Source organism: Angustibacter speluncae, from assembly GCF_054777815.1.
In genome coordinates this window covers 20,043-39,416 of sequence record NZ_BAAHAF010000200.1, presented here as the reverse complement: position 1 = coordinate 39,416, position 19,374 = coordinate 20,043, and the positions used below count along the sequence as shown (strand labels likewise).

The following is a 19,374-nucleotide window of genomic DNA, read 5'->3' as shown; positions in this document are numbered from 1 at the left end:
CGGTGCTCGTGGCCGGTGCGGCCGCGGCGCTGACGGCCGGCTGGCAGCTGCGACGCGACGCGGGGCGCCGCACCGGAGCCGAGGTGCGGCGGTGAGCCTGTGGGGCTGGGTGCTGCTGGCCGTCGCGGTCTGCTTCGCCTGCAAGCTGGCCGGCCACCTGCTGCCCTCGCGGCTGGTCGAGGACCAGCGGGTCGCCGCGGTCGCCGGGTCGGTGACCATCGGGCTGCTCGCCGCGCTGGTCGTGACCCAGACCGCCGCCACGGGCGCCGCGCTCGTCGTCGACGCCCGCCTGCCGGCGCTGGCGGCCGCCGCGCTCGCGCTGTGGCTGCGGGCGCCGTTCGTCGTCGTCGTGCTCGTGGGCGCCCTCGTGGCCGCCGGGCTCAGGGTGCTGGGGTGGGGATGACCGGCGCTGTGGATGATGACGTCGTGGACGAGCAGCCGGCGGCCCCGCGCCTGGTGGGCGTCGACGTCGCCCGCGGCCTGGCCCTGGTCGGGATGATGGCCACCCACGTCGTCCCCGCGGTCGTGGTGGTGAGCAGCGGCCCGACCGGCGCGCTCGTCGAGCGGGTGCACCCGCTGCACCTGGTCGCCGGCGGACGGTCCTCCGCGCTGTTCGCCGTCCTGGCGGGCGTGGCCCTCGCGCTGGTGGCGGGACGCGCCACACCCCCGTCCGGTACCGCGCACGGCCGCGCGGTGCGGGCGCTGCTCGCCCGTGCGCTCGTGGTCGCCGCGGTCGGGCTGACCCTCGGGTCCCTCGACTCGGGGATCGCCGTGATCCTGGTGAACTACGCGGTCCTGTTCGTCGTGGCGTGCGCCTTCCTGTCGCTGCGCGCCGCGGTGCTGTGGCCGCTGGCGACGGCGTGGCTGCTGCTGTCGCCCGTCGTCGGGCACCTGTGGAGGGCGCAGCTGCCGGCCGGGCCCGGTGCGGTGCCGTCGTGGGCCGGTGTGCTCGACCCCGCCGGCTTCCTCACCGAGCTTGTCGTCACCGGGTACTACCCGGTGCTGCAGTGGACCGGGTACGTGCTGCTCGGCCTGGCCGTCGGACGGAGCCGCTGGGTGCACGACCGGGGCCCCCGCCCGCTGGTCGCCCTCACCGTCGGCGGCGCCGCCGTCGCCGTCCTGGCGAAGCTGGTCTCGAGCGCCCTGCTGTCGTTGCCCGGCGTGCGCGAGCAGCTCGTCGTGCCGCCGACCTCGTTCCTGCGCGCCGACCTCGACCTGGTCGTGCAGACCTCGATGTACGGCACCACGCCCACCACGAGCTGGTGGTGGCTGGCCGTCAGCGGCGAGCACTCCGGCACCCCGCTCGACCTGCTGCACACGTCCGGCTGCGCCCTCGCCGTGCTCGGCGCGTGCCTGCTGCTGACCAGGGCCGCCGTCGCCCGGACGGTGCTGCTCCCGCTGGCCGCCGCGGGGTCGATGACGTTCACGCTCTACACGCTGCACGTGCTCGTCGAGACCGTGCGGAACGCGGCCACGCCGGCCCCCACCGCCACCGCGGCCGTGGCGGTCTGGCTCGTGCAGGTGGTCGCGGCCCTGGCCCTCGCGACGGCGTGGCGGCTGCTCGGCCGCGGCGGCCCGACCGACCCCGGACCCCGTGGTCCGCTCGAGTCGGTGGCCGCCGCGGCCTCGCACGCCGCCGCCGGCAGGCCCTAGTTCTGGTACACCCGCACGTAGTCGACGAGCATCGTCTGCGGGAACTGCGTCGAGCCGTCGGGGTAGCCGGGCCAGTTGCCACCCACCGCGACGTTGAGGATCAGGAAGAACGGGTGGTTGAACACCCAGGGGTCGCCGCCGGTGTCGGCCGGGGTGACGGTGCGGTACGCGACGCCGTCGACGCTCCAGGTGATGCGGTCGGGCGCCCAGTCGATCGCGAAGACGTGGAAGTCGTCGGCGAACGACCAGCCCTGCGGGTGCGTGTAGCTCGCCGAGATGCCCTCACCGCCCGAGTACCCGGGGCCGTGCACGGTGCCGTGCACCAGGTGCGGCTCGTACCCGACGTTCTCCATCACGTCGATCTCGCCGCTGGCCGGCCACCCCACCTGGCCGATGTCGCTGCCCAGCGACCAGAACGCCGGCCAGATGCCCTGTCCCCGAGGGATCTTGATGCGCGCCTCGACCTTGCCGTACTGCGGCGTGTAGCGGTCGGCGGTGGTGATGCGCGCGGACGTGTACCGGCACGAGCCGTACCAGCACTGGTACCCGTTCGGGTTCTCCGCACGCGCCGTGATGGCGAGGTTGCCGTTGCCGTCGTGCGACACGTTCTCGGCGCGGTCGGTGTAGTACTGGTGCTCGTTGTTGCCCCAGCCGCCGCCACCCTGCTCGATCTGCCACTTGCCGGGGTCCGGCAGCGACCCCGCGCCCCGGTCGAACTCGTCCGACCAGAGCAGGTCGCCCGGGGCGGCCTCGGCCGGGGTCCCGCCCGACGGCGTCACGACCAGCGCCACGGTCGCGGCGGCCGCGACCGCGCTCGCCACGGCGGCCCTGCGGACCCTGCTCCACCTGTGCGCACCCATCACCACTCCTCCCGAGGGACGCCTCGTCGCGTCCGGCTCCGGCGCCCGCGTCCCCGTGCTGGGAGCGCTCCCAGCGCCGTCCGGGACGCTACTCCCGGCTCGCAAAGAGGGTCAAGAGGTGCGAATCGGACAGCGTAGGACCGGGGGCTCCGGCGACGGGACGGTCAGCGCACCCAGACGCGCAGCGGGCCGACGTCGACGAACCCCGCGGACCGGGCGGTCGCAAGGTCGTCCCCGTGCTCGTACCCGACCACGGGCAGCGCGCCGAGGTGCTCGCGCGCACCCGCGACCAGCGCCGCCAGCAGCGCCGGGTCGCCGCCGCACACCACCGACTGCAGCCCGACGACACCGCCCGCGCGGTGCGCGACGCACGTCGCTCCCCCGAGCTCGAGCGCGACGACGTCGGCGTGCCGCACCTCGTGCGCGACCGGGTGCGCCCGACCCGACGGCGGCACGGCGGCGTCACCGTCGAGCACGAGCCACGACGCCTCGAACAGCACCGCGAAGCCGGCACCGGCGAGGTCGAGTGCGGCGAAGGAGTCCTTGACGCCGCACTCGTCCCGGTCCGGGACGGCGGCGACCACCTCGTCGGCCGTGGTCGCCGGGTCGAGCGTCATGGCGTGCGGGTAGTACGGCGGGGGTGGGCCGTCGGTGACGAGCAGGCGACCGTCGTCGCGGGTGCCCACGCCGTACTGCTCGCACACGAGGGCGCACCAGGACGCGTTCTGCCGCAACGCCTCCCGGCGCCCCGTCACCGCGCCGCCTCGGGCGAGGCGTGCAGGGAGGCCGCGTGACGCATGGCCGAACGTGCCCGGCGGCGGTCGCCGGCGGCGTCGTACGCGAGCGCGAGCCGGAACCAGGTGCGCCAGTCGTCGGGGGCGGCGTCGGCCTCCGCGCGGTAGCGGGCGAAGGCCTCGTCGGCGGCGGCGCGCACCACCCGGCCGCCCGGCGTGCGCGGCAGGTCGTCCGGCGGCAGGCCACCCTCGGCCTCGAGGGCGCGCCCCATCCGCTCGGTCTGCGCGCCGAACCGCACCTCCCGCAGCACCCCCAGCACCACGAGCACCGGCACCACGACCAGCGCCGCGCCGAGCGCCACACCCACCGGCTCGCCCGAGGTCAGCAGCAGCCAGCCGCGCTGCCCGACGAGCGCCGCGTAGAGCAGGCACAGCGCCACGAGCACGACGACGACGACCTTGGTGCGCACCGCTGCTCCCGCTCCCCGGCCCGCGCTCAGAGGTCGAGGTAGTGCTCGAGACCGACGGTCAGGCCCGGCCGGTGCGCGACGGTGCGCACGCCGAGCAGCACGCCGGGCATGAACGAGGTGCGGTCGAACGAGTCGTGCCGGATCGTCAGCTGCTCCCCCGGGCCGCCGAGCAGGATCTCCTCGTGCGCCACCAGGCCGCGCAGCCGCACGGCGTGCACGGGGATGCCGTCGACCCGCGCACCGCGCGCTCCGTCCGGGTCGGTGGTGGTGGCGTCCGGCGGGTCGGCGAGGCCGGCCTCGCGCCGTGCGGCGGCCACCTGCTGGGCGGTGTGGCGTGCCGTCCCCGACGGGGCGTCGACCTTGTCGGGGTGGTGCAGCTCGATCACCTCGACCGACTCGAAGTGCCGCGCGGCGACGCTCGCGAACCGCATCGCCAGCACGGCGCCGAGGGCGAAGTTCGGTGCCACCAGGACGCCGACCTTCGGGTGCTCCTCGAGAACCGCCCGGACGGCGTCGAGGCGCTCAGCCGTCCACCCGGTCGTGCCGACCACGGCGTGCACGCCGCGCCGCACGCAGCGGTCGACGTTGCCCGGCGCGGCGTCCGGCACCGAGAAGTCGACCGCCACCCGGGCGCCGGACGTCTCCAGCACGTGGTCGAGGTCGTCGCCGACGTCGACCCGCGCGACCAGCTCGAGGTCGTCGGCGGCCTCCACGGCCGCGCAGGCCTCGCGGCCCATCCGCCCGGCCGCGCCGAGCACCGCCACCCGGGTGAGGGAGTCAGACATCGAACCGCACCCCCTGCGCCAGCGGCAGCGCGCCGGAGTAGTTGACCGTGGTGGTCTGCCGCCGCATGTACGCCTTCCAGGAGTCCGAGCCCGACTCGCGGCCGCCGCCGGTCTCCTTCTCCCCGCCGAAGGCACCGCCGATCTCGGCGCCGGACGTGCCGATGTTGACGTTGGCGATGCCGCAGTCGGAGCCGGTGGCCGCCACGAACAGCTCGGCCTCGGCCTGGTCGCGGGTGAAGATGCTGGACGAGAGCCCTTGCGGCACGGCGTTGTTCAGCTCGATCGCCTCGTCGAGCTCTCGGTACGACAGCACGTACACGACCGGGGCGAAGGTCTCGGTGCGCACGACGTCGGACTGCTCGGGCACCCGCACCACGGCGGGCTCGACGTAGAACGCGTCGGGCGCCTCGTCGGCCAGCCGGCGCGCACCGCCGGCGAGCACCTCGCCGCCGTCCTCCGTGGCCGCCTCGAGCGCCTGCTGCATCGCCGTCCACGACCGCTCGCCGACCAGCGGGCCGACCAGGGTGCCGTCGGTGAACGGGTCGCCGACGGGCAGGCGCCCGTAGACGTCGACGAGCCGCTTGGTCAGGTCGTCGACGACGGACTCGTGCGCGATCACGCGCCGCAGGGTGGTGCAGCGCTGGCCGGCGGTGCCCGCGGCCGAGAACACGATGCCGCGCACCGCCAGGTCGAGGTCGGCCGACGGCGCGACCACGGCGGCGTTGTTGCCGCCCAGCTCGAGCAGGCAGCGGCCGAACCGGGCGGCCACCCGCGGGCCCACCTCGCGGCCCATCCGGGTCGACCCGGTGGCCGACAGCAGGGCGACGCCGGGGTGGTCGACCAGCCGCTCACCGACGGCGGCGTCACCGAGCACGACCTGGCCGAGGTGGTCGGGCGCGCCGGTCTCGCGCGCCGCCCGCGCCAGCAGCGCGTCGCACGCGAGCGCGGTGAGCGGGGTGAGCTCGGACGGCTTCCACACCACCGGGTCGCCGCACACCAGGGCGACGGCGGCGTTCCACGACCACACCGCGACCGGGAAGTTGAAGGCGCTGACCACCCCGACCACGCCGAGCGGGTGCCAGGTCTCGGTGAGCCGGTGCCCCGGGCGCTCGGACGGCATCGTGCGGCCGTAGAGCTGCCGCGACAGGCCGACCGCGAAGTCGCAGACGTCGACCATCTCCTGCACCTCGCCCAGCGCCTCCGAGCGCACCTTGCCGGCCTCGAGCCCGACCAGGTCGGCCAGCGCCTCCTTGTGCTCGACGAGCAGCTCGCCCAGTCGCTTCACCAGCGCCCCGCGGACGGGGGCGGGCGTCGCGCGCCACGCCGAGAACGCCGCGGCGGCGCGGGCGACCGCGGCGTCGACGTCGTCCGGTGCGTGCCACCCGATCTCGGCGATCGCGGTGCCGGTGACGGGTGTGCGGACGACGTGGTCGCCCGGGGGCACGCTCACCCCCAGCTCGGCGAGCCGGCGCTCGGCGAGGTCGCGCATCGCGGACGGGGACGGCAGCGCGGTGGTCACGGCGCAACTGTCCCACGCCTGGCACGCTGCTCCCCGTGGGGGAGCACCCGTTCGCAGCGCGCCCGGTGGCGGTCGTGTCCGGCGTCCTGCTGGTGGTGCTCGTCGCGACCTCGCAGGGGTACGGCTGGCACCGCGACGAGCTGTACTTCCGGATGCTGCCGCCCGACTGGGGCTACACCGACCAGCCCCCGCTCGTGCCGTTCCTCGCGCGCACCCTCGCCGGCCTGGTCGACCAGCCGTGGGCGGTCCGTCTCCCCGCCGCCGCCTGCGCCGCGGCGTCGGTCGTGGTCGCGGCGCTGCTCGCGCGCGAGGTGGGCGGCGACCGCCGCGCCCAGCTGCTCGCGGCCGTGGCGGTCGCGGGCAGCACCGTCACGCTGCTGTTCGGGCACGTCCTGCTGACGTCCTCGCTCGACCTGGTGGTGTGGCCGCTGGTCTGCCTGCTGGTGCTGCGTGCGGTCGTGCGCGAGCAGCCGCGGTGGTGGGTGTGGACGGGCGTCGTGGTCGGCCTCAGCACCTGGAACAAGCTGCTGATGGCGATGCTGCTGGTGTCGCTGGCCGTCGGGCTCCTCGTCACCGGACGGGGCCGGGCGCTGCTGTCCCGCGGGGTCGCCGCCGGCGGCGCCGCGGGGGCGGTCCTGGCGCTGCCGAACCTGCTGTACCAGGCGACGCACGGCTGGCCGCAGCTCGCGACGGGCGCCGCGCTGGGGGCGAGCAACGGCGACGAGGTCCGGGTGACCACGTGGGTCTTCCTCGTGATCGCGACGGGGCCGCCGCTGGTGGCGTTCTGGGTCGCCGGGTGCGCGGCCCTGCTGCGACGCCCGGGCTGGGCCGGTGGCCGGTTCCTCGCCGCGGCGCTGCCCGTGCTCGTCCTGCTCACGCTGCTGGCCGGCAGCCAGCCGTACTACCCCAGCGGCCTGCTCGTCGTGCTGGTGGCGGTCGGGGCGGTGCCCGTCACCGCGTGGGCGCGCTCGCGGCCCCGCCGCGCCCTCGTGCTCGGCGCGGTCGCCCTGAACACCGCCGTGTCGGCCGTCGTGGCGCTCCCCCTGGTGCCGCTCGGGCTGCTGGGCAGCACGCCGGTGCCCGCGATGAACCAGGTGGCCGCCGACCAGGTGGGCTGGCCGCGGTACGTCGAGCAGGTGGCCGCGGCCTGGGACGCGCTCCCCGACGACGAGCGCTCGCGCGCCGCGGTCGTGACGGCCAACTACGGCGAGGCCGGGGCGATCGCGCGGTTCGGCCCGGCCCTCGGCCTGCCTGCGCCGTCCAGCGGGCACAACGCCCTCGCCGACCTCGGTCCGCCGCCGGAGGGCACCGACGTGGTCGTGCTGGTGGGCACCGAGCGGGTGCGGGAGCTGTTCGCGTCCTGCGAGGTCGTCGACCACCTCGACGACGGTCTCGGCGTGGACAACGAGGAGCAGGGTGTGCCGGTGGCCGTGTGCCGCGACCCGTCCGTCCCGTGGGAACGACTGTGGGAGCAGGTGCGGCACCTCGACTAGGGCCGCGGGCGTCTCACCTCGTCGTGAGGGCGGCGCGGGCGAGCGTGAACCCGTGCCCGCTCGGCAGGTGCTCGCAGGTGACCCCCGTCTCGGCGCTGCGGCACTCCAGGTCGCCCACCGCGACCGCCTCGCCGTACGGCAGCACCTCGGCGGACGGGTCGAACGAGACGTCGCCGCGGCAGGCGCCCTCGGTGACCGCGCCGTCGGGCCCGAGCGCGACGTCGGTCGCCACCCACTCCAGCTCGCAGTCCCCCGGGTCGGGCACGCCGGGCCAGTCCGCCTGCGCGATGCCGCAGGACGCCGTCGCCGGCGCCTGCTCGTCGTCGCGGTAGAGGGCGCACCCGATGTTCCCGGACGGCGTCACGAAGGCCGCGTAGCTCGGCGCGGGGGTGCGCGAGGCGCCGCCGAAGCCGCCGCCCGCCGTCGCGGTCGAGGCGCCCTCGCCCGCCGCCACGGTCTGCGTCACCGTGACCGGCGCGGGCGCGGCGTCGTCGCCGCAGCCGGCGAGCACGGGGGACAGCAGGAGCAGCGGCAGGCAGCGCAGCAGCGGACGCACGGGCACACGATCGCACGCCGGCGCCTGCCGTCGTGACGGCTCACCCGACGGGCGCGACCTCGCGCAGCGCGACGGCGGTCGCGACGGCCGCCTGCGCGGCCTCGTACCCCTTGTCCTCGGACGAGCCGGGGAGCCCGGCGCGATCGAGCGCCTGCTCGTCGGTGTCGCACGTCAGCACCCCGAACCCGACGGGGACGCCGGTGTCGACGGCGACCCTGGTCAGGCCGTCCGTGGCGGCGGCGCAGACGTACTCGAAGTGCGGTGTCCCGCCGCGGACGACCACGCCGAGCGCCACGACCGCGTCGTACCCGGCCCGCGCCAGCCGCGCCGCGGCGACCGGCAGCTCGAACGAGCCCGGGACGCGCAGCAGCAGCGGCTCGACGCCCGCCTCGGCGAGCGCCCGGCGGGCGCCGTCGACCAGGCCGTCCATCACCTGCGTGTGCCACTGCGCGGCGACCACGGCGACCCGCAGGTCGCCCGCGGACGGGGTGGTGAGGGTGGGTGCTCCCTGCGTGCTCACAGCGCTCCTTCGAGGACGGACGGGACGTGCGGCAGGTGGTGGCCCATCCGCTCGCGCTTGGTGCGCAGGTAGTGCTCGCTGTCGGCGGTGGCCTCGACCAGCAGCGGCTCGGTGCCCGCGACGCGCACGCCGTGGCGGCGCAGGCCCTCGACCTTGGCGGGGTTGTTCGTGAGCAGCCGCACCGACCCCACGCCGAGGTCGGCGAGCACCGCCGCGGCGACCTCGTAGTCGCGGGCGTCGACCGGCAGACCGAGGTCGAGGTTGGCGTCGACGGTGTCGCGGCCGGCGTCCTGCAGCGCGTACGCCCGCAGCTTCGCCACCAGCCCGATGCCGCGGCCCTCGTGCCCGCGCAGGTACACGACGGCGCCGCGACCGGCCTGCTGCACCGCGTGCAGCGAGGCCTCGAGCTGCGGCCCGCAGTCGCAGCGGCGCGAGCCGAGCACGTCGCCGGTGAGGCACTCGGAGTGCACCCGGACGAGCACCGGTACCTCACCCGCCAGATCGCCGACGACGAGCGCGACGTGCTCGACACCGGCCGCGTCGCGGTAGCCGTGGGCGATGAACTCGCCTGCGGCGGTGGGCAACCGGGTCGAGGCGGCGCGCTCGAGGCGCGGCCGCGGCTCGACGGCGGCCGGACGCCGTCCGCCCCCGAGGTGGGCCACGAGGTCGGCGATGGTGACGACCACGAGGTCGTGCTCGTCGGCCAGCGCGCGGCACGACGGGGCGCGGCGCATCGAGCCGTCGTCGTCGACCAGCTCGACGATGACGCCGACCGGGGCGCACCCGGCGAGCCGGGCCAGGTCGACGGCCGCCTCGGTGTGGCCGGGACGCGTCAGCACCCCGCCCGCCCGCGCACGCAGCGGGGCGAGGTGGCCGGGACGCACCAGGTCGGCGGCCGTGGTCGCGTCGTCGGCGAGCAGCCGGGTGGTGCGGGCGCGGTCGGCGGCGCTGATGCCCGTCCCGACGCCCTCGCGCGCGTCGACGGTGACGGTGAACGCGGTGCCCATCGACTCCTCGCCGCGGGCGACCATGAGCGGCAGGCCGAGCCGGTCTGCCCGCGACTCCTCCATCGGCGCGCACACGTACCCCGTGCCGTGCCGGACGAAGAACGCCATCCACGCCGGGGTCATGTGCTCGGCCGCCATCACCAGGTCGCCCTCGTCCTCGCGGTCGGCGGCGTCGAGCACGACCACCGGTCTGCCGGCGGCGATCTCGGCGACCGCCACCTCGATCGGGTCGGTGCGCACGTCGCGGTCGGCGCTCACGGCGCCACCTCCTCGGCGGCCCGGCCCGCGGCGAAGGCCGCGATCCGCTCCACGTACTTGGCCAGCACGTCGACCTCGAGGTTGACCGCGGTGCCGACCGCCGCGCGCCCGAGCGTGGTGAGCGCCAGCGTCGTCGGGATCAGCCCGACCTCGAACCAGGCCGGGGGCTCGTCCGGCGCGCTGACCGCGGTGACCGTCAGCGAGACGCCGTCGACGGTGACCGACCCCTTCTCGACCAGGTAGCGGGCGAGCCGCCCCGGCACCTCGACCCGGACGCGCTCCCAGCGGTCCCCCGGCTCGCGCAGCGCGACCGTGCCGACGCCGTCGACGTGGCCCTGCACGACGTGTCCGCCGAAGCGGCCGCCGGCGGCCATCGCGCGCTCGAGGTTCACCCGAGCCCCCGGCTCGAGCCCCCCGACCGTGGTGCGGGCGAGCGTCTCGTGCATGACGTCGACGGCGAACCGGTCCCCGTCGGGCTGCTCGTCGGTGACGGTGAGGCACACGCCGTTCACCGCGATGGAGGCGCCGTGCACGGCGTCGGTGGTGACGAGCGGGCCCTGCACCACCAGCCGGGCCGACTGCTCCCCGCGCTCGACGGCGACGACGGTGCCGAGCTCCTCGACGATGCCTGTGAACACCCTGCGCACCTCCTGGTGCCGTTCGGGCGCGGCCACCGGGGTACGTCGGCGCGACGGCGACGGGACGGCCGGGCGCGCGTGCGAGGACGCGTCGTCGGACCGTCCACGAGCCGTGCGGCGTGCTGCCTCCCATCCGGACTCTCACCGTCGGTCCTGGAGTTCCACCAGGTCAACCGGCCGCTGGCTGCGGTCGGGTCGCGGACTGTCACCGCCGGTTCGGAATTGCACCGACCCCGGAGCACGCGCAGATCGTGGTCTGCCTGCAGGCGCCGTCGGCACCTGCCCTCCCAGTATGCACCCGGCCCGTCGGCGGGTCGCCATGATCCGGCGCACACCGGCCGCACCCGCCTGCCATGCTCGTCGCAGCATGAGCGCCGTCGACCCCACCCCCGGCCGGCGCCGGGACGACCCCGACCACCGGCCCGACGTCGTGGAGAGCCGCCTGCGGGCGGCCCTCGACGACGGCACGCTCGCGCTCGCCTACCAGCCGATCGTGGGGCTGCCCGGCTGCCGCGTGGTCGGTGTCGAGGCGCTGCTGCGCTGGGCCCCCGGCGCCGACGGCGGCGACCCCGGCGCCGACGAGCCGACCCCGGAGGAGCTGGTGCAGGCCGCCGAGCGCGGACCCCTGATCCGCGAGCTCGGGGCCTTCGTCCTGGAGCGCGCGTTCGCCGACGTGGTGGCGGCGTTCCCGGACCCCACCTCGCGGATCCAGCTCTCGCTCAACGTGTCTGCCGCCCAGCTCGCCGACGACGAGGTCGTCGCGCACGTCCGGACGCTGCTCGAGACGTCCGGCTGGCCGCCGGAGCTGGTGTGCCTGGAGATCACCGAGACGGTGGCGCTCGCCGACACCGCCCAGGCGGCGCGCCGGCTGGCGTCGCTGCGCGCGCTCGGCTGCCGGGTGGCCCTCGACGACTTCGGCACCGGGTGGTCCTCGCTCGGCCTGCTGCGCGACCTCCCGGTCGACGTCGTGAAGATCGACCGCTCCTTCGTCGAGGACGTGCACCGCTCGGTCACCGACGCCGTGCTGGTGCGGTCGGTGCTGGAGGCGGCGCACGCGCTCGGCCAGCGGGTCTGCGCCGAGGGCGTCTCGGTGCCGGAGCAGGCGCGCCAGCTGGCCGCGATGGGGTGCGACCGCGCGCAGGGCTGGTGGTTCGGACGGGCGGTGCCGGCGTCCGCGCTGCCGGAGGTCGCGCGCACGACGCACCCCGGCCTGGCCACCGACCAGCCACCGCCGATCGAGCTCGGCGAGCGCGACCAGCTGGTCGTGGTCACCGACGCCGCGCACCTGGTGCGCTACGCCTCGGCCGGGTCGATCCCGCTGCTCGGCACCTCGCCGGCCGGCATGGTCGGACGGCGGTTCGAGTCGTTCCTGGCCGACGACGTCGCCGACGAGGGCGAGCACACCGTCCGGGTGCACCACGCGGACGGCCACCCGCACTGGCTGCGCGTCACCACCCAGCGGCTCGAGGGCGGCGAGGTGCTGTGGGTGGCCGTCGACGTCACCGCGGGCGTGCGGCTCGACGAGGCGCTGGCGGCCTCGGAGGCGCGGTTCCGCACCGCGTTCGACCTGGCGCCGATCGCGATGGCGGTCAACGACCTCGACGGCCGGTTCCTGCGCGTGAACGCTGCGTTCGCCGAGCTCGTCGGCCGCACCCCGGCCGAGCTCGTGCGGCTGCGCTACCAGGACATCACGCCCCCCGAGGACGCCGGCGCCGACCGGCGCAACACCGAGGAGCTGCTCGCCGGCGAGGCGGTCAGCCACACCTCGAGCAAGCGCTACCTGCACGCGGACGGCCACGCCGTCCCGGTGCGGGTGCGCTCGTCGCTGGTGCACGACGGCGACGGCGACCCCGCGCACGTGGTCGTGCACGTGCTGCCGGACCCGGCCGGCTGAGCGACCCGGGCGGGCTCAGCCCAGCGAGGTGACGGGGTCGTCGTCGAACGGGCCGACGACGGTGAGCGAGCGCGGCCGCGCGAGCAGCTCGGCCGCGAGGTCGCGGACCTGCTCGGCGGTGACGGCGCGGATGCGGCGCAGCGACTCGTCGAGGGTGACGAACTCGCCATAGACGAGCTCGGCCTTGCCCAGGCGCGACATGCGCGACCCGGTGTCCTCCATGCCGAGCACGAGCCCGCCGCTGAGCTGGCCGATGCCGCGCTCGAGCTCGGCCGCCTCGATCGGCTCGGTGGCCAGGCGCTCCCACTCGCAGGTCAGGAGCGAGACGACCTCGGCCACCTTGCCGGGCGTGCAGCCCGCGTAGAGGCCGAAGTAGCCGGAGTCGGAGTAGGCCGACGAGAACGAGTAGACCGAGTACGCCAGGCCGCGCTTCTCACGCACCTCCTGGAACAGCCGGCTGCTCATGCCGCCGCCGAGCACGGCGTTCAGCACCGACATCGTGTAGCGGCGCGGGTCGGTGGAGCACAGCCCGAGGCCGCCGAGCAGCAGGTGCGCCTGCTCGGTGGTGCGGCGGACGGTGAGCACGCCCCCCGCGCCGTCGCCGGCCGGCTCGAGGCCGCCCTCGCCGTCGCCGACCGCGCGCGAGGCCAGCGGCTCGACGCCCGGCTCGACCGGCCAGCCCTCGTGCCGCAGCGCGGTGGTGACCTGCGCGCACAGCGTGTCGTGGTCGACGCCGCCGGCAGCCGTCACGACGAGCCCGCGGGGCACGTAGTGCTGCTGGTAGTGGTCCCAGACCGCCTCGCGCGAGACCTCGCGGATCGAGTCGGGGGTGCCGCCGATCGGACGGCCCAGCGGGTGCGAGCCGAGCACCTGCTCGGCGAACCGCTCGTGCGCGACGTCGGACGGGTCGTCGTCGTTCATCGCCAGCTCCTCGAGGATGACGCCGCGCTCGGCGTCGAGGTCCTCGGGGGTGACCGTGGCGGAGGTGACCATGTCGCCGATCACGTCGACGGCCATCGGCAGGTCGTTGTCGAGCACCCGGGCGAAGTAGCAGGTGTGCTCCTTGCCGGTCACCGCGTTCGCCTCGCCGCCGACGGCGTCGAACGCCTCGGCGATGTCGAACGCGCTGCGGCGCGAGGTGCCCTTGAACAGCAGGTGCTCGAGGAAGTGGGTCGAGCCGTGGTGGCCGCTGGTCTCGTCGCGCGAGCCGACGCCCACCCACATGCCGAGCGTCGCCGAGCGCAGGCCCGGCATCTGCTCGGTGAGCACGCGGACGCCACCGGGCAGGACCGTGCGCCGCACCCCCTCGACCTGGGCGGTCGAGGGGGTGGGCACGGCCTGCACGGCGGCGTCCGCCTGGTGCTGGTTCGTCACAGGGACGAGATCACGCGTCCGCGCCGGCGGGCGCCTCGGCGGACTCGCCGCCCTCGGCACCCTCCTCGAGCACGGGCACCAGCGAGAGCTTGCCGCGCTGGTCGATCTCGCCGATCTGGACCTGGACCTTCTGGCCCACGGCCAGGACGTCCTCGACCGCGTCGATCCGCTTGCCGCCCACCATCTTGCGGATCTGCGAGATGTGCAGCAGGCCGTCCTTGCCCGGGGTGAGGGAGACGAACGCGCCGAAGCTCGTCGTCTTCACCACGGTGCCGACGTACCGCTCGCCCACCTCGGGCATCTGCGGGTTGGCGATCGCGTTGATCATCGTGCGCGCGGCCTCGGCCGAGGGGCCGTCGGTGGCGCCGATGTAGACGGTGCCGTCGTCCTCGATGGAGATCTGGGCGCCGGTGTCCTCCTGGATCTGGTTGATCATCTTGCCCTTCGGGCCGATGACCTCGCCGATCTTGTCGACCGGGACCTGCACCGAGATCACGCGCGGGGCGTGCGGGCTCATCTCGTCCGGCGCGTCGATGGCCTCGTTCATCACGTCGAGGATGTGCAGCCGGGCGTCGCGCGCCTGGGTCAGCGCACCCGCGAGCACCGACGCCGGGATGCCGTCGAGCTTGGTGTCGAGCTGGATCGCGGTGACGAACTCCTTGGTGCCGGCGACCTTGAAGTCCATGTCACCGAAGGCGTCCTCGGCGCCGAGGATGTCGGTGAGCGCGACGTAGCGCGTCTCGCCGTCGACCTCGTCGGACACCAGGCCCATCGCGATGCCGGCCACCGGGGCGCGCAGCGGCACACCGGCGTTCAGCAGCGACAGGGTGGACGCGCAGACCGAGCCCATCGAGGTGGACCCGTTGGAGCCCAGCGCCTCGGAGACCTGGCGGATCGCGTAGGGGAACTCCTCGCGGCTCGGCAGGACGGTCATCAGCGCCCGCTCGGCGAGCGCGCCGTGGCCGATCTCGCGGCGCTTGGGCGAGCCCACGCGGCCGGTCTCACCGGTGCTGTACGGCGGGAAGTTGTAGTTGTGCATGTAGCGCTTGCGCGTCTCGGGCGAGAGCGTGTCGAGCTGCTGCTCCATGCGGAGCATGTTCAGCGTGGTGACACCCAGGATCTGGGTCTCGCCGCGCTCGAACAGCGCCGAGCCGTGCACGCGCGGGAGCACCTCGACCTCGGCCGAGAGGGTGCGGATGTCGGCCAGGCCGCGGCCGTCCATGCGCACCTCGTCGCGCAGCATCCGCTGGCGCACGGCGTTCTTGGTCAGCGACCGGAACGCGGCCGAGACCTCCTTGTCGCGACCCTCGAACTGCTCGGCGAGCGCCGCCTTGGCGGCGTCCTTGATCTCGTCGAGGCGCGACTCGCGCTCCTGCTTGCCGGCGATCGTGATCGCCTGGGCGAGGTCGCCCTCGACCTGCGCCTTCACGGCGTCGTAGGCGTCCTGCTGGTAGTCGAGGAAGCGCGGGTACTCCTGCGTCTCCTTGGCGGCCTTGTCGGCCACCTGCTGCTGCGCGTCGCACAGCTGCTGGAGGAACGGCTTGGCGGCCTCGAGGCCCTCGGCCACGACGGTCTCGGTCGGCTTCGGGGCGCCGCCCTGGATCAGGCTCCAGGCGCCCTCGGGGGCCTCGGCCTCGACCATCATGATCGCGACGTCGTCACCGACGACCCGGCCCGCGACGACCATGTCGAACACGGCCTCCTCGAGCTGGTCCCAGGTCGGGAACGCGACCCACTGGCCGTCGATGAGCGCGACCCGGACGCCGGCGATGGGGCCGGAGAACGGCAGGCCCGACAGCTGGGTCGACAGCGACGCGGCGTTGATCGCCAGCACGTCGTAGGGGTCCTTGGGGTCGAGCGCCAGGACGGTGATGACGACCTGGACCTCGTTGCGCAGGCCGGAGACGAACGACGGCCGCAGCGGGCGGTCGATCAGGCGGCAGGTGAGGATCGCGTCGGTCGACGGGCGACCCTCGCGGCGGAAGAACGAGCCGGGGATCTTGCCCGCGGCGTACATCCGCTCCTCGACGTCGACCGTCAGCGGGAAGAAGTCGAAGTGGTCCTTGGGGTGCTTGCCGGCCGTGGTGGCCGACAGCAGCATGGTCTCGCCGTCGAGGTAGGCGGACACGCAGCCGGCGGCCTGCTTGGCCAGGCGGCCGGTCTCGAAGCGCACGGTGCGCGTACCGAAGCGGCCGTTGTCGACGACGGCCTCGGCGAAGGTGATCTCGGGACCCTCCATGAGGGGGTGCTCCGTTCTGCCGCGGGAGCGGCTCTCGGAGGAGCGCAGGCGTCCCGGCCGCTGTGTGGCGCACTGGTCTTCGATCGAGGCCCACGGGCAGCTGGTGCTTCCCGGAGGCCACTACCGAGGACCCGTGCCAGCCGTGGGGCCGACGCTCCTGGTTTCTCTGGTTCGGTGTGCAGTTGTGTTGGCGGGACGGTCAGGTGCTGCCGGCCGGGGCCGGAAGCGGCGACGCGGCCCCTCCCGGAGGAGGAGCCGCGTCCGCGGTCACCGGCGCAGGCCGAGCCGCTCGATGAGCGAGCGGTAGCGCGCGATGTCCTTCTTGGTCAGGTACTTCAGCAGCCGGCGGCGCTGACCCACCAGCAGGAGCAGACCACGACGGCTGTGGTGGTCGTGCTTGTGCTCCTTGAGGTGCTCGGTCAGGTCCTTGATCCGCTGGGTGAGCATCGCGACCTGGACCTCGGGGGAACCGGTGTCGCCCTCGACGGTCGCGTACTCGGCCATGATCTTCGCCTTGGTGGCGGCATCGAGCGGCATGTGTGTTCTCCTCGTGGTCGCTGCGCGGCGCACCGGGGCTGATTCACCCGGGCTCTCTGGATCCGCGGCCGGTCTGACGGCGTCTGCCAGGCTACCAGCGGGGTGCTCGCCCGACCGAATCGGCGGTCCGGCGTCCCGGCGGCGGCTCAAGCGCCACCGCCGCCGGGCCGAAGGGGACGTCGGGAGGGAGTCGGACCATGCAGGTAGCCGGGTCGGTGCCGTGGCTCGCCGCACCCGCGGGCCGGTGGACGGTCGGAGCGGTGGCGCTCGGGGTCGCCGCCGGTGTCGTCGCCGCGGGGTCCCTCCCGGTCGCCTTCGCCGTGCTCTCGGCCACCAACCTCGTGGTCGCCGTGGTCGTGGCCGCCCTGCTGCGGCGGCTGCCGCCGTCCCCGCGCGTCGGTCGCCCTCTCGTCGTGGCGATGCTGGTCGGCGCGGTGCTCAACCTGGGCCAGGTCGGGCTGGCGCTGCTGCGCCCGGGCGCGCCGCCCCCGACCCTGGTCGACCTCGGTTTCGCGTCCCTGCTGCCGTGGATGCTCTGGTCCTCGGTCCGCACCTGGTGGTCCCCGCCCGGCGAGGTGCCGGTCACCACGGTGCGCCGCGACCTGCTGGACGGGCTGCTGGTCAGCTCCGGCGTGGCGCTCCTCTACGTCCAGGCGGTGCTCCCCGCCGTCGGGGGCGGGCGCACCCTCACCCCCGGTGGCGGCCTCGCCACCGCCTACCTCGCCGCGACGGTCCTCGTGGTGGCACCGCTGGTCGTGCACTGGTGGCAGTCGCGCTCCCCGGACGACGCGTGGTTCGCCGGCGCCGGGGCCCTGTTCGCCCTCGGCACCGCCGTGTTCTGGGCGTCGATGGCGGGCGGCCTCGACACCCGGGTCGCCGGCGTCGCCGTCCTCGCCGCCGCCGTGCTGGTCGTGCCCGCCGCGGCCGCGCACCCCGGGAGCCACCGGGCCGCCGCACCCGGGCGGGTGCTCGCCGAGACGCCGTCCGCCGTGGTCGTGCACTTCGTCTGCTGGGTGCTGGCGTGCGTCGCGCTCGTCGGCCACCCGGTGCGGGTGGCCACCGTCGTCCTGGCCACGCTCACGATGGCCCTGGTGCTGGGCCGGCTGCTCGTCGTGCGGCAGGCCCAGCACGACCTGATCGACCGGCTCGGCGCCCAGGCGGCCAGCGACCCCCTCACCGGCCTGGCCAACCGCCGCCACCTCGCCGAGCTGATGGCGGGCGGCCCCGGGTGGCTGCTCGTCGCCGACCTCGACGGGTTCAAGGAGGTGAACGACCGGCACGGGCACGACGCCGGCGACGACGTGCTGCGCCGGTTCGCCGACCGCCTCACCGGGGCCGCGCCGGCCGGGGCCGTCGTCGCCCGCGTCGGCGGCGACGAGTTCGCCGTCCTGGTGCCCGGCGACCGCGAGGGCGCGGAGTGCTTCGCCCGCCGCCTGCTCGAGCGCGGCGCCGACGCCCAGCACCCCGAGGTGACGATCAGCCTGGGCCTCGCGCGGCACACCGGCGACGGCCGCACCGGCCTGCGCGACGCCGACGTCGCGCTGCAGGAGGCCAAGCGGGCCGGCAAGAACCGCCTCGTCGTGGTCGACGACGCGCTGCTCGGCCGGCGGCTGCACGAACGCGCCGTGGCCGAGCGGCTGCGGGTGACCGGCGCGCAGGCGCTGCACGTGCACTACCAGCCGCTGGTGCGGCTCGAGGACGCCCGCGTCGTCGCGCTCGAGGCGCTCGCGCGCTGGGACGACGACGAGCTCGGCGCCGTGCCGCCCGCGGTGTTCGTCCCCGTCGCCGAGCGGGCCGGGCTGGTGCAGCGGCTCGGCGCCCGCGTGCTGCAGGTCGTGCTCGACGACCTCGCGGGGTGGGTGCAGGCGGGTGCACCGCGTCAGGTGTCGGTGAACGTCTCGTGGCAGCAGCTGCGCGACCCCTGCGCCGTGGACGCGATCGCCGAGGCGCTGCGCGCGCGTCCCGACCTGGCCCGCTGGCTCGTCCTGGAGGTCACCGAGTCGGTGTTCGCCGACGAGGGCGACGCCGCCGTCGCTGCCGTCGGGCGGCTGCGCGACCTCGGGCCGCTGGTGGCCGTCGACGACTTCGGCGTCGGGTCGTCCACGCTCACCCGGCTGCGCGCGCTGCCCGTCGACGTGCTGAAGGTCGACCGCTCCCTGCTCGCCGGCGTCGGCACCGACCCGACCGCCGACGCCGTGCTCGGCTCGGTCGCCGAGCTCGGCCGGCGGCTGGGTCTGGCGGTCGTCGCCGAGGGCATCGAGGACGAGGTCACCGCCGAGGCGGCCCGGTGCCTCGGCGTCCCGCTGGCGCAGGGGTTCTGGTTCGCCCGCCCGGTCGCGCCCGGGCTGCTGCCGCATGTGCCGCCCCTCGAGCACCCCGCGATCGCGCACCGGCCGGGCCTGGCCCCGACCGTGCGGCAGGCCTGACGGTGACTCACGACCCGTTCGCGCTCAGCGGAATGCGCAACTCAGTCGAACACCTGTACGATCGAGCACGTGACCGTCACCGCGCTCCGGCGACCTGACGCGGACCTCGACCGCGAGCGGTCGCTGGTCGACCGCGCGACGCACGTCGTGGCGCGGCTGAACGAGGCGAACGCCGCGCTGGTCGCCCTGGCCGCCGACGTGGTGGCGCAGGGCCGCTGGGCCGACGGCGGGTACCGCTCCCCCGCGCACTGGCTCGTGGTGCACACCGGCACGTCGGCGGCGCGGGCGCGCGAGGTGGTCGAGGTGGCTCGGCGGCTGCCGGAGCTGCCCGCCGTCGAGCAGCACGTGCAGGAGGGCCGGCTGACGCTCGAGCAGGCCGTCGTCGTCGTGCGGCACACGCCGGTCGCCCAC

Annotated in this window: 16 protein-coding genes, 1 pseudogene and 1 riboswitch; of the genes and pseudogenes, 5 read left to right on the top strand and 12 right to left on the bottom strand. The window is 75.4% G+C overall.

Going from position 1 to position 19,374, the window contains the following annotated elements; genetic code table 11:
* Positions 1–91 precede the first annotated feature (91 nt).
* Positions 92–403: an AzlD domain-containing protein gene (locus ACYVKY_RS21755; protein ID WP_460437075.1), complete on the top strand. Its 312-nt coding sequence runs from the start codon at positions 92–94 to the stop codon at positions 401–403.
* Positions 404–426: 23 nt separating this feature from the next.
* Positions 427–1,653: a heparan-alpha-glucosaminide N-acetyltransferase domain-containing protein gene (locus ACYVKY_RS21750; protein ID WP_460437074.1), complete on the top strand. Its 1,227-nt coding sequence runs from the start codon at positions 427–429 to the stop codon at positions 1,651–1,653.
* Between the two features lie 8 nt (positions 1,654–1,661).
* On the opposite strand, the pseudogene ACYVKY_RS21745 reads toward ACYVKY_RS21750, so the two are convergent.
* The 5 genes and pseudogenes from ACYVKY_RS21745 to amaB form a co-directional block, all read right to left on the bottom strand.
* Positions 1,662–2,513: pseudogene (locus ACYVKY_RS21745) on the bottom strand (glycoside hydrolase family 16 protein); the annotation flags it as partial.
* 164 nt (positions 2,514–2,677) lie between these two features.
* On the bottom strand, positions 2,678–3,268 hold the full coding sequence (locus ACYVKY_RS21740; protein ID WP_460437073.1) for a hypothetical protein: 591 nt from the start codon (positions 3,266–3,268) through the stop codon (positions 2,678–2,680).
* Positions 3,265–3,717: a hypothetical protein gene (locus ACYVKY_RS21735; protein WP_460437072.1), complete on the bottom strand. Its 453-nt coding sequence runs from the start codon at positions 3,715–3,717 to the stop codon at positions 3,265–3,267. The genes ACYVKY_RS21740 and ACYVKY_RS21735 overlap by 4 nt, the downstream gene beginning before the upstream one ends.
* Before the next feature lie 26 nt (positions 3,718–3,743).
* Positions 3,744–4,502 carry a 4-hydroxy-tetrahydrodipicolinate reductase gene (dapB, locus tag ACYVKY_RS21730; RefSeq protein ID WP_460437071.1) on the bottom strand — a complete coding sequence of 253 codons (759 nt, stop codon included), beginning with the start codon at positions 4,500–4,502 and terminating at the stop codon, positions 3,744–3,746.
* Positions 4,495–5,991 (bottom strand): L-piperidine-6-carboxylate dehydrogenase, encoded by a 1,497-nt coding sequence (gene amaB, locus ACYVKY_RS21725; protein WP_460437078.1) that lies wholly within the window; start codon positions 5,989–5,991, stop codon positions 4,495–4,497. The genes dapB and amaB overlap by 8 nt, the downstream gene beginning before the upstream one ends.
* 65 nt (positions 5,992–6,056) lie before the next feature.
* On the opposite strand from amaB, the gene ACYVKY_RS21720 reads away from it, so the two are divergent.
* A complete protein-coding gene (locus tag ACYVKY_RS21720) occupies positions 6,057–7,514 on the top strand; it encodes a glycosyltransferase family 39 protein (protein WP_460437070.1) in 1,458 nt (485 codons plus the stop codon).
* 13 nt (positions 7,515–7,527) lie between these two features.
* On the opposite strand, the gene ACYVKY_RS21715 is transcribed toward ACYVKY_RS21720, so the two are convergent.
* The 4 genes from ACYVKY_RS21715 to ACYVKY_RS21700 are packed head-to-tail and all read right to left on the bottom strand — an operon-like array spanning position 7,528 to position 10,493.
* Positions 7,528–8,070, bottom strand: a complete 543-nt coding sequence (locus ACYVKY_RS21715) for a DUF6636 domain-containing protein (RefSeq protein ID WP_460437069.1) — start codon at positions 8,068–8,070, stop codon at positions 7,528–7,530.
* A 40-nt stretch (positions 8,071–8,110) separates the two neighbouring features.
* Positions 8,111–8,590 (bottom strand): 6,7-dimethyl-8-ribityllumazine synthase, encoded by a 480-nt coding sequence (gene ribH / locus ACYVKY_RS21710; protein WP_460437068.1) that lies wholly within the window; start codon positions 8,588–8,590, stop codon positions 8,111–8,113.
* A complete protein-coding gene (locus ACYVKY_RS21705; RefSeq protein WP_460437067.1) occupies positions 8,587–9,855 on the bottom strand; it encodes a bifunctional 3,4-dihydroxy-2-butanone-4-phosphate synthase/GTP cyclohydrolase II in 1,269 nt (422 codons plus the stop codon). The genes ribH and ACYVKY_RS21705 overlap by 4 nt, the downstream gene beginning before the upstream one ends.
* Positions 9,852–10,493 (bottom strand): riboflavin synthase, encoded by a 642-nt coding sequence (locus ACYVKY_RS21700; RefSeq protein WP_460437066.1) that lies wholly within the window; start codon positions 10,491–10,493, stop codon positions 9,852–9,854. Before ACYVKY_RS21700 ends, ACYVKY_RS21705 begins: the two co-directional genes overlap by 4 nt.
* A gap of 115 nt (positions 10,494–10,608) precedes the next feature.
* Positions 10,609–10,739, bottom strand: a riboswitch (FMN riboswitch).
* A gap of 121 nt (positions 10,740–10,860) precedes the next feature.
* Between ACYVKY_RS21700 and ACYVKY_RS21695 the strand changes: the two genes are divergently transcribed.
* Positions 10,861–12,387 carry a sensor domain-containing phosphodiesterase gene (locus tag ACYVKY_RS21695; RefSeq protein ID WP_460437065.1) on the top strand — a complete coding sequence of 509 codons (1,527 nt, stop codon included), beginning with the start codon at positions 10,861–10,863 and terminating at the stop codon, positions 12,385–12,387.
* A 15-nt stretch (positions 12,388–12,402) separates the two neighbouring features.
* Here the strand turns inward: ACYVKY_RS21695 and ACYVKY_RS21690 are convergent, their stop codons facing one another.
* The 3 genes from ACYVKY_RS21690 to rpsO form a co-directional block, all read right to left on the bottom strand.
* Entirely contained in the window at positions 12,403–13,731 is a 1,329-nt protein-coding gene (locus ACYVKY_RS21690; RefSeq protein ID WP_460437077.1) for a M16 family metallopeptidase, read from the bottom strand.
* Positions 13,732–13,771: 40 nt separating this feature from the next.
* A complete protein-coding gene (locus tag ACYVKY_RS21685; protein ID WP_460437064.1) occupies positions 13,772–16,000 on the bottom strand; it encodes a polyribonucleotide nucleotidyltransferase in 2,229 nt (742 codons plus the stop codon).
* A gap of 267 nt (positions 16,001–16,267) precedes the next feature.
* The gene (gene rpsO, locus ACYVKY_RS21680; protein ID WP_460437063.1) at positions 16,268–16,537 is read right to left on the bottom strand and encodes a 30S ribosomal protein S15; all 270 of its coding nucleotides are present in this window, start codon (positions 16,535–16,537) and stop codon (positions 16,268–16,270) included.
* 197 nt (positions 16,538–16,734) lie between these two features.
* Between rpsO and ACYVKY_RS21675 the strand changes: the two genes are divergently transcribed.
* Entirely contained in the window at positions 16,735–18,963 is a 2,229-nt protein-coding gene (locus ACYVKY_RS21675) for a putative bifunctional diguanylate cyclase/phosphodiesterase (protein ID WP_460437062.1), read from the top strand.
* The last annotated feature ends 411 nt before the right edge of the window (positions 18,964–19,374 follow it).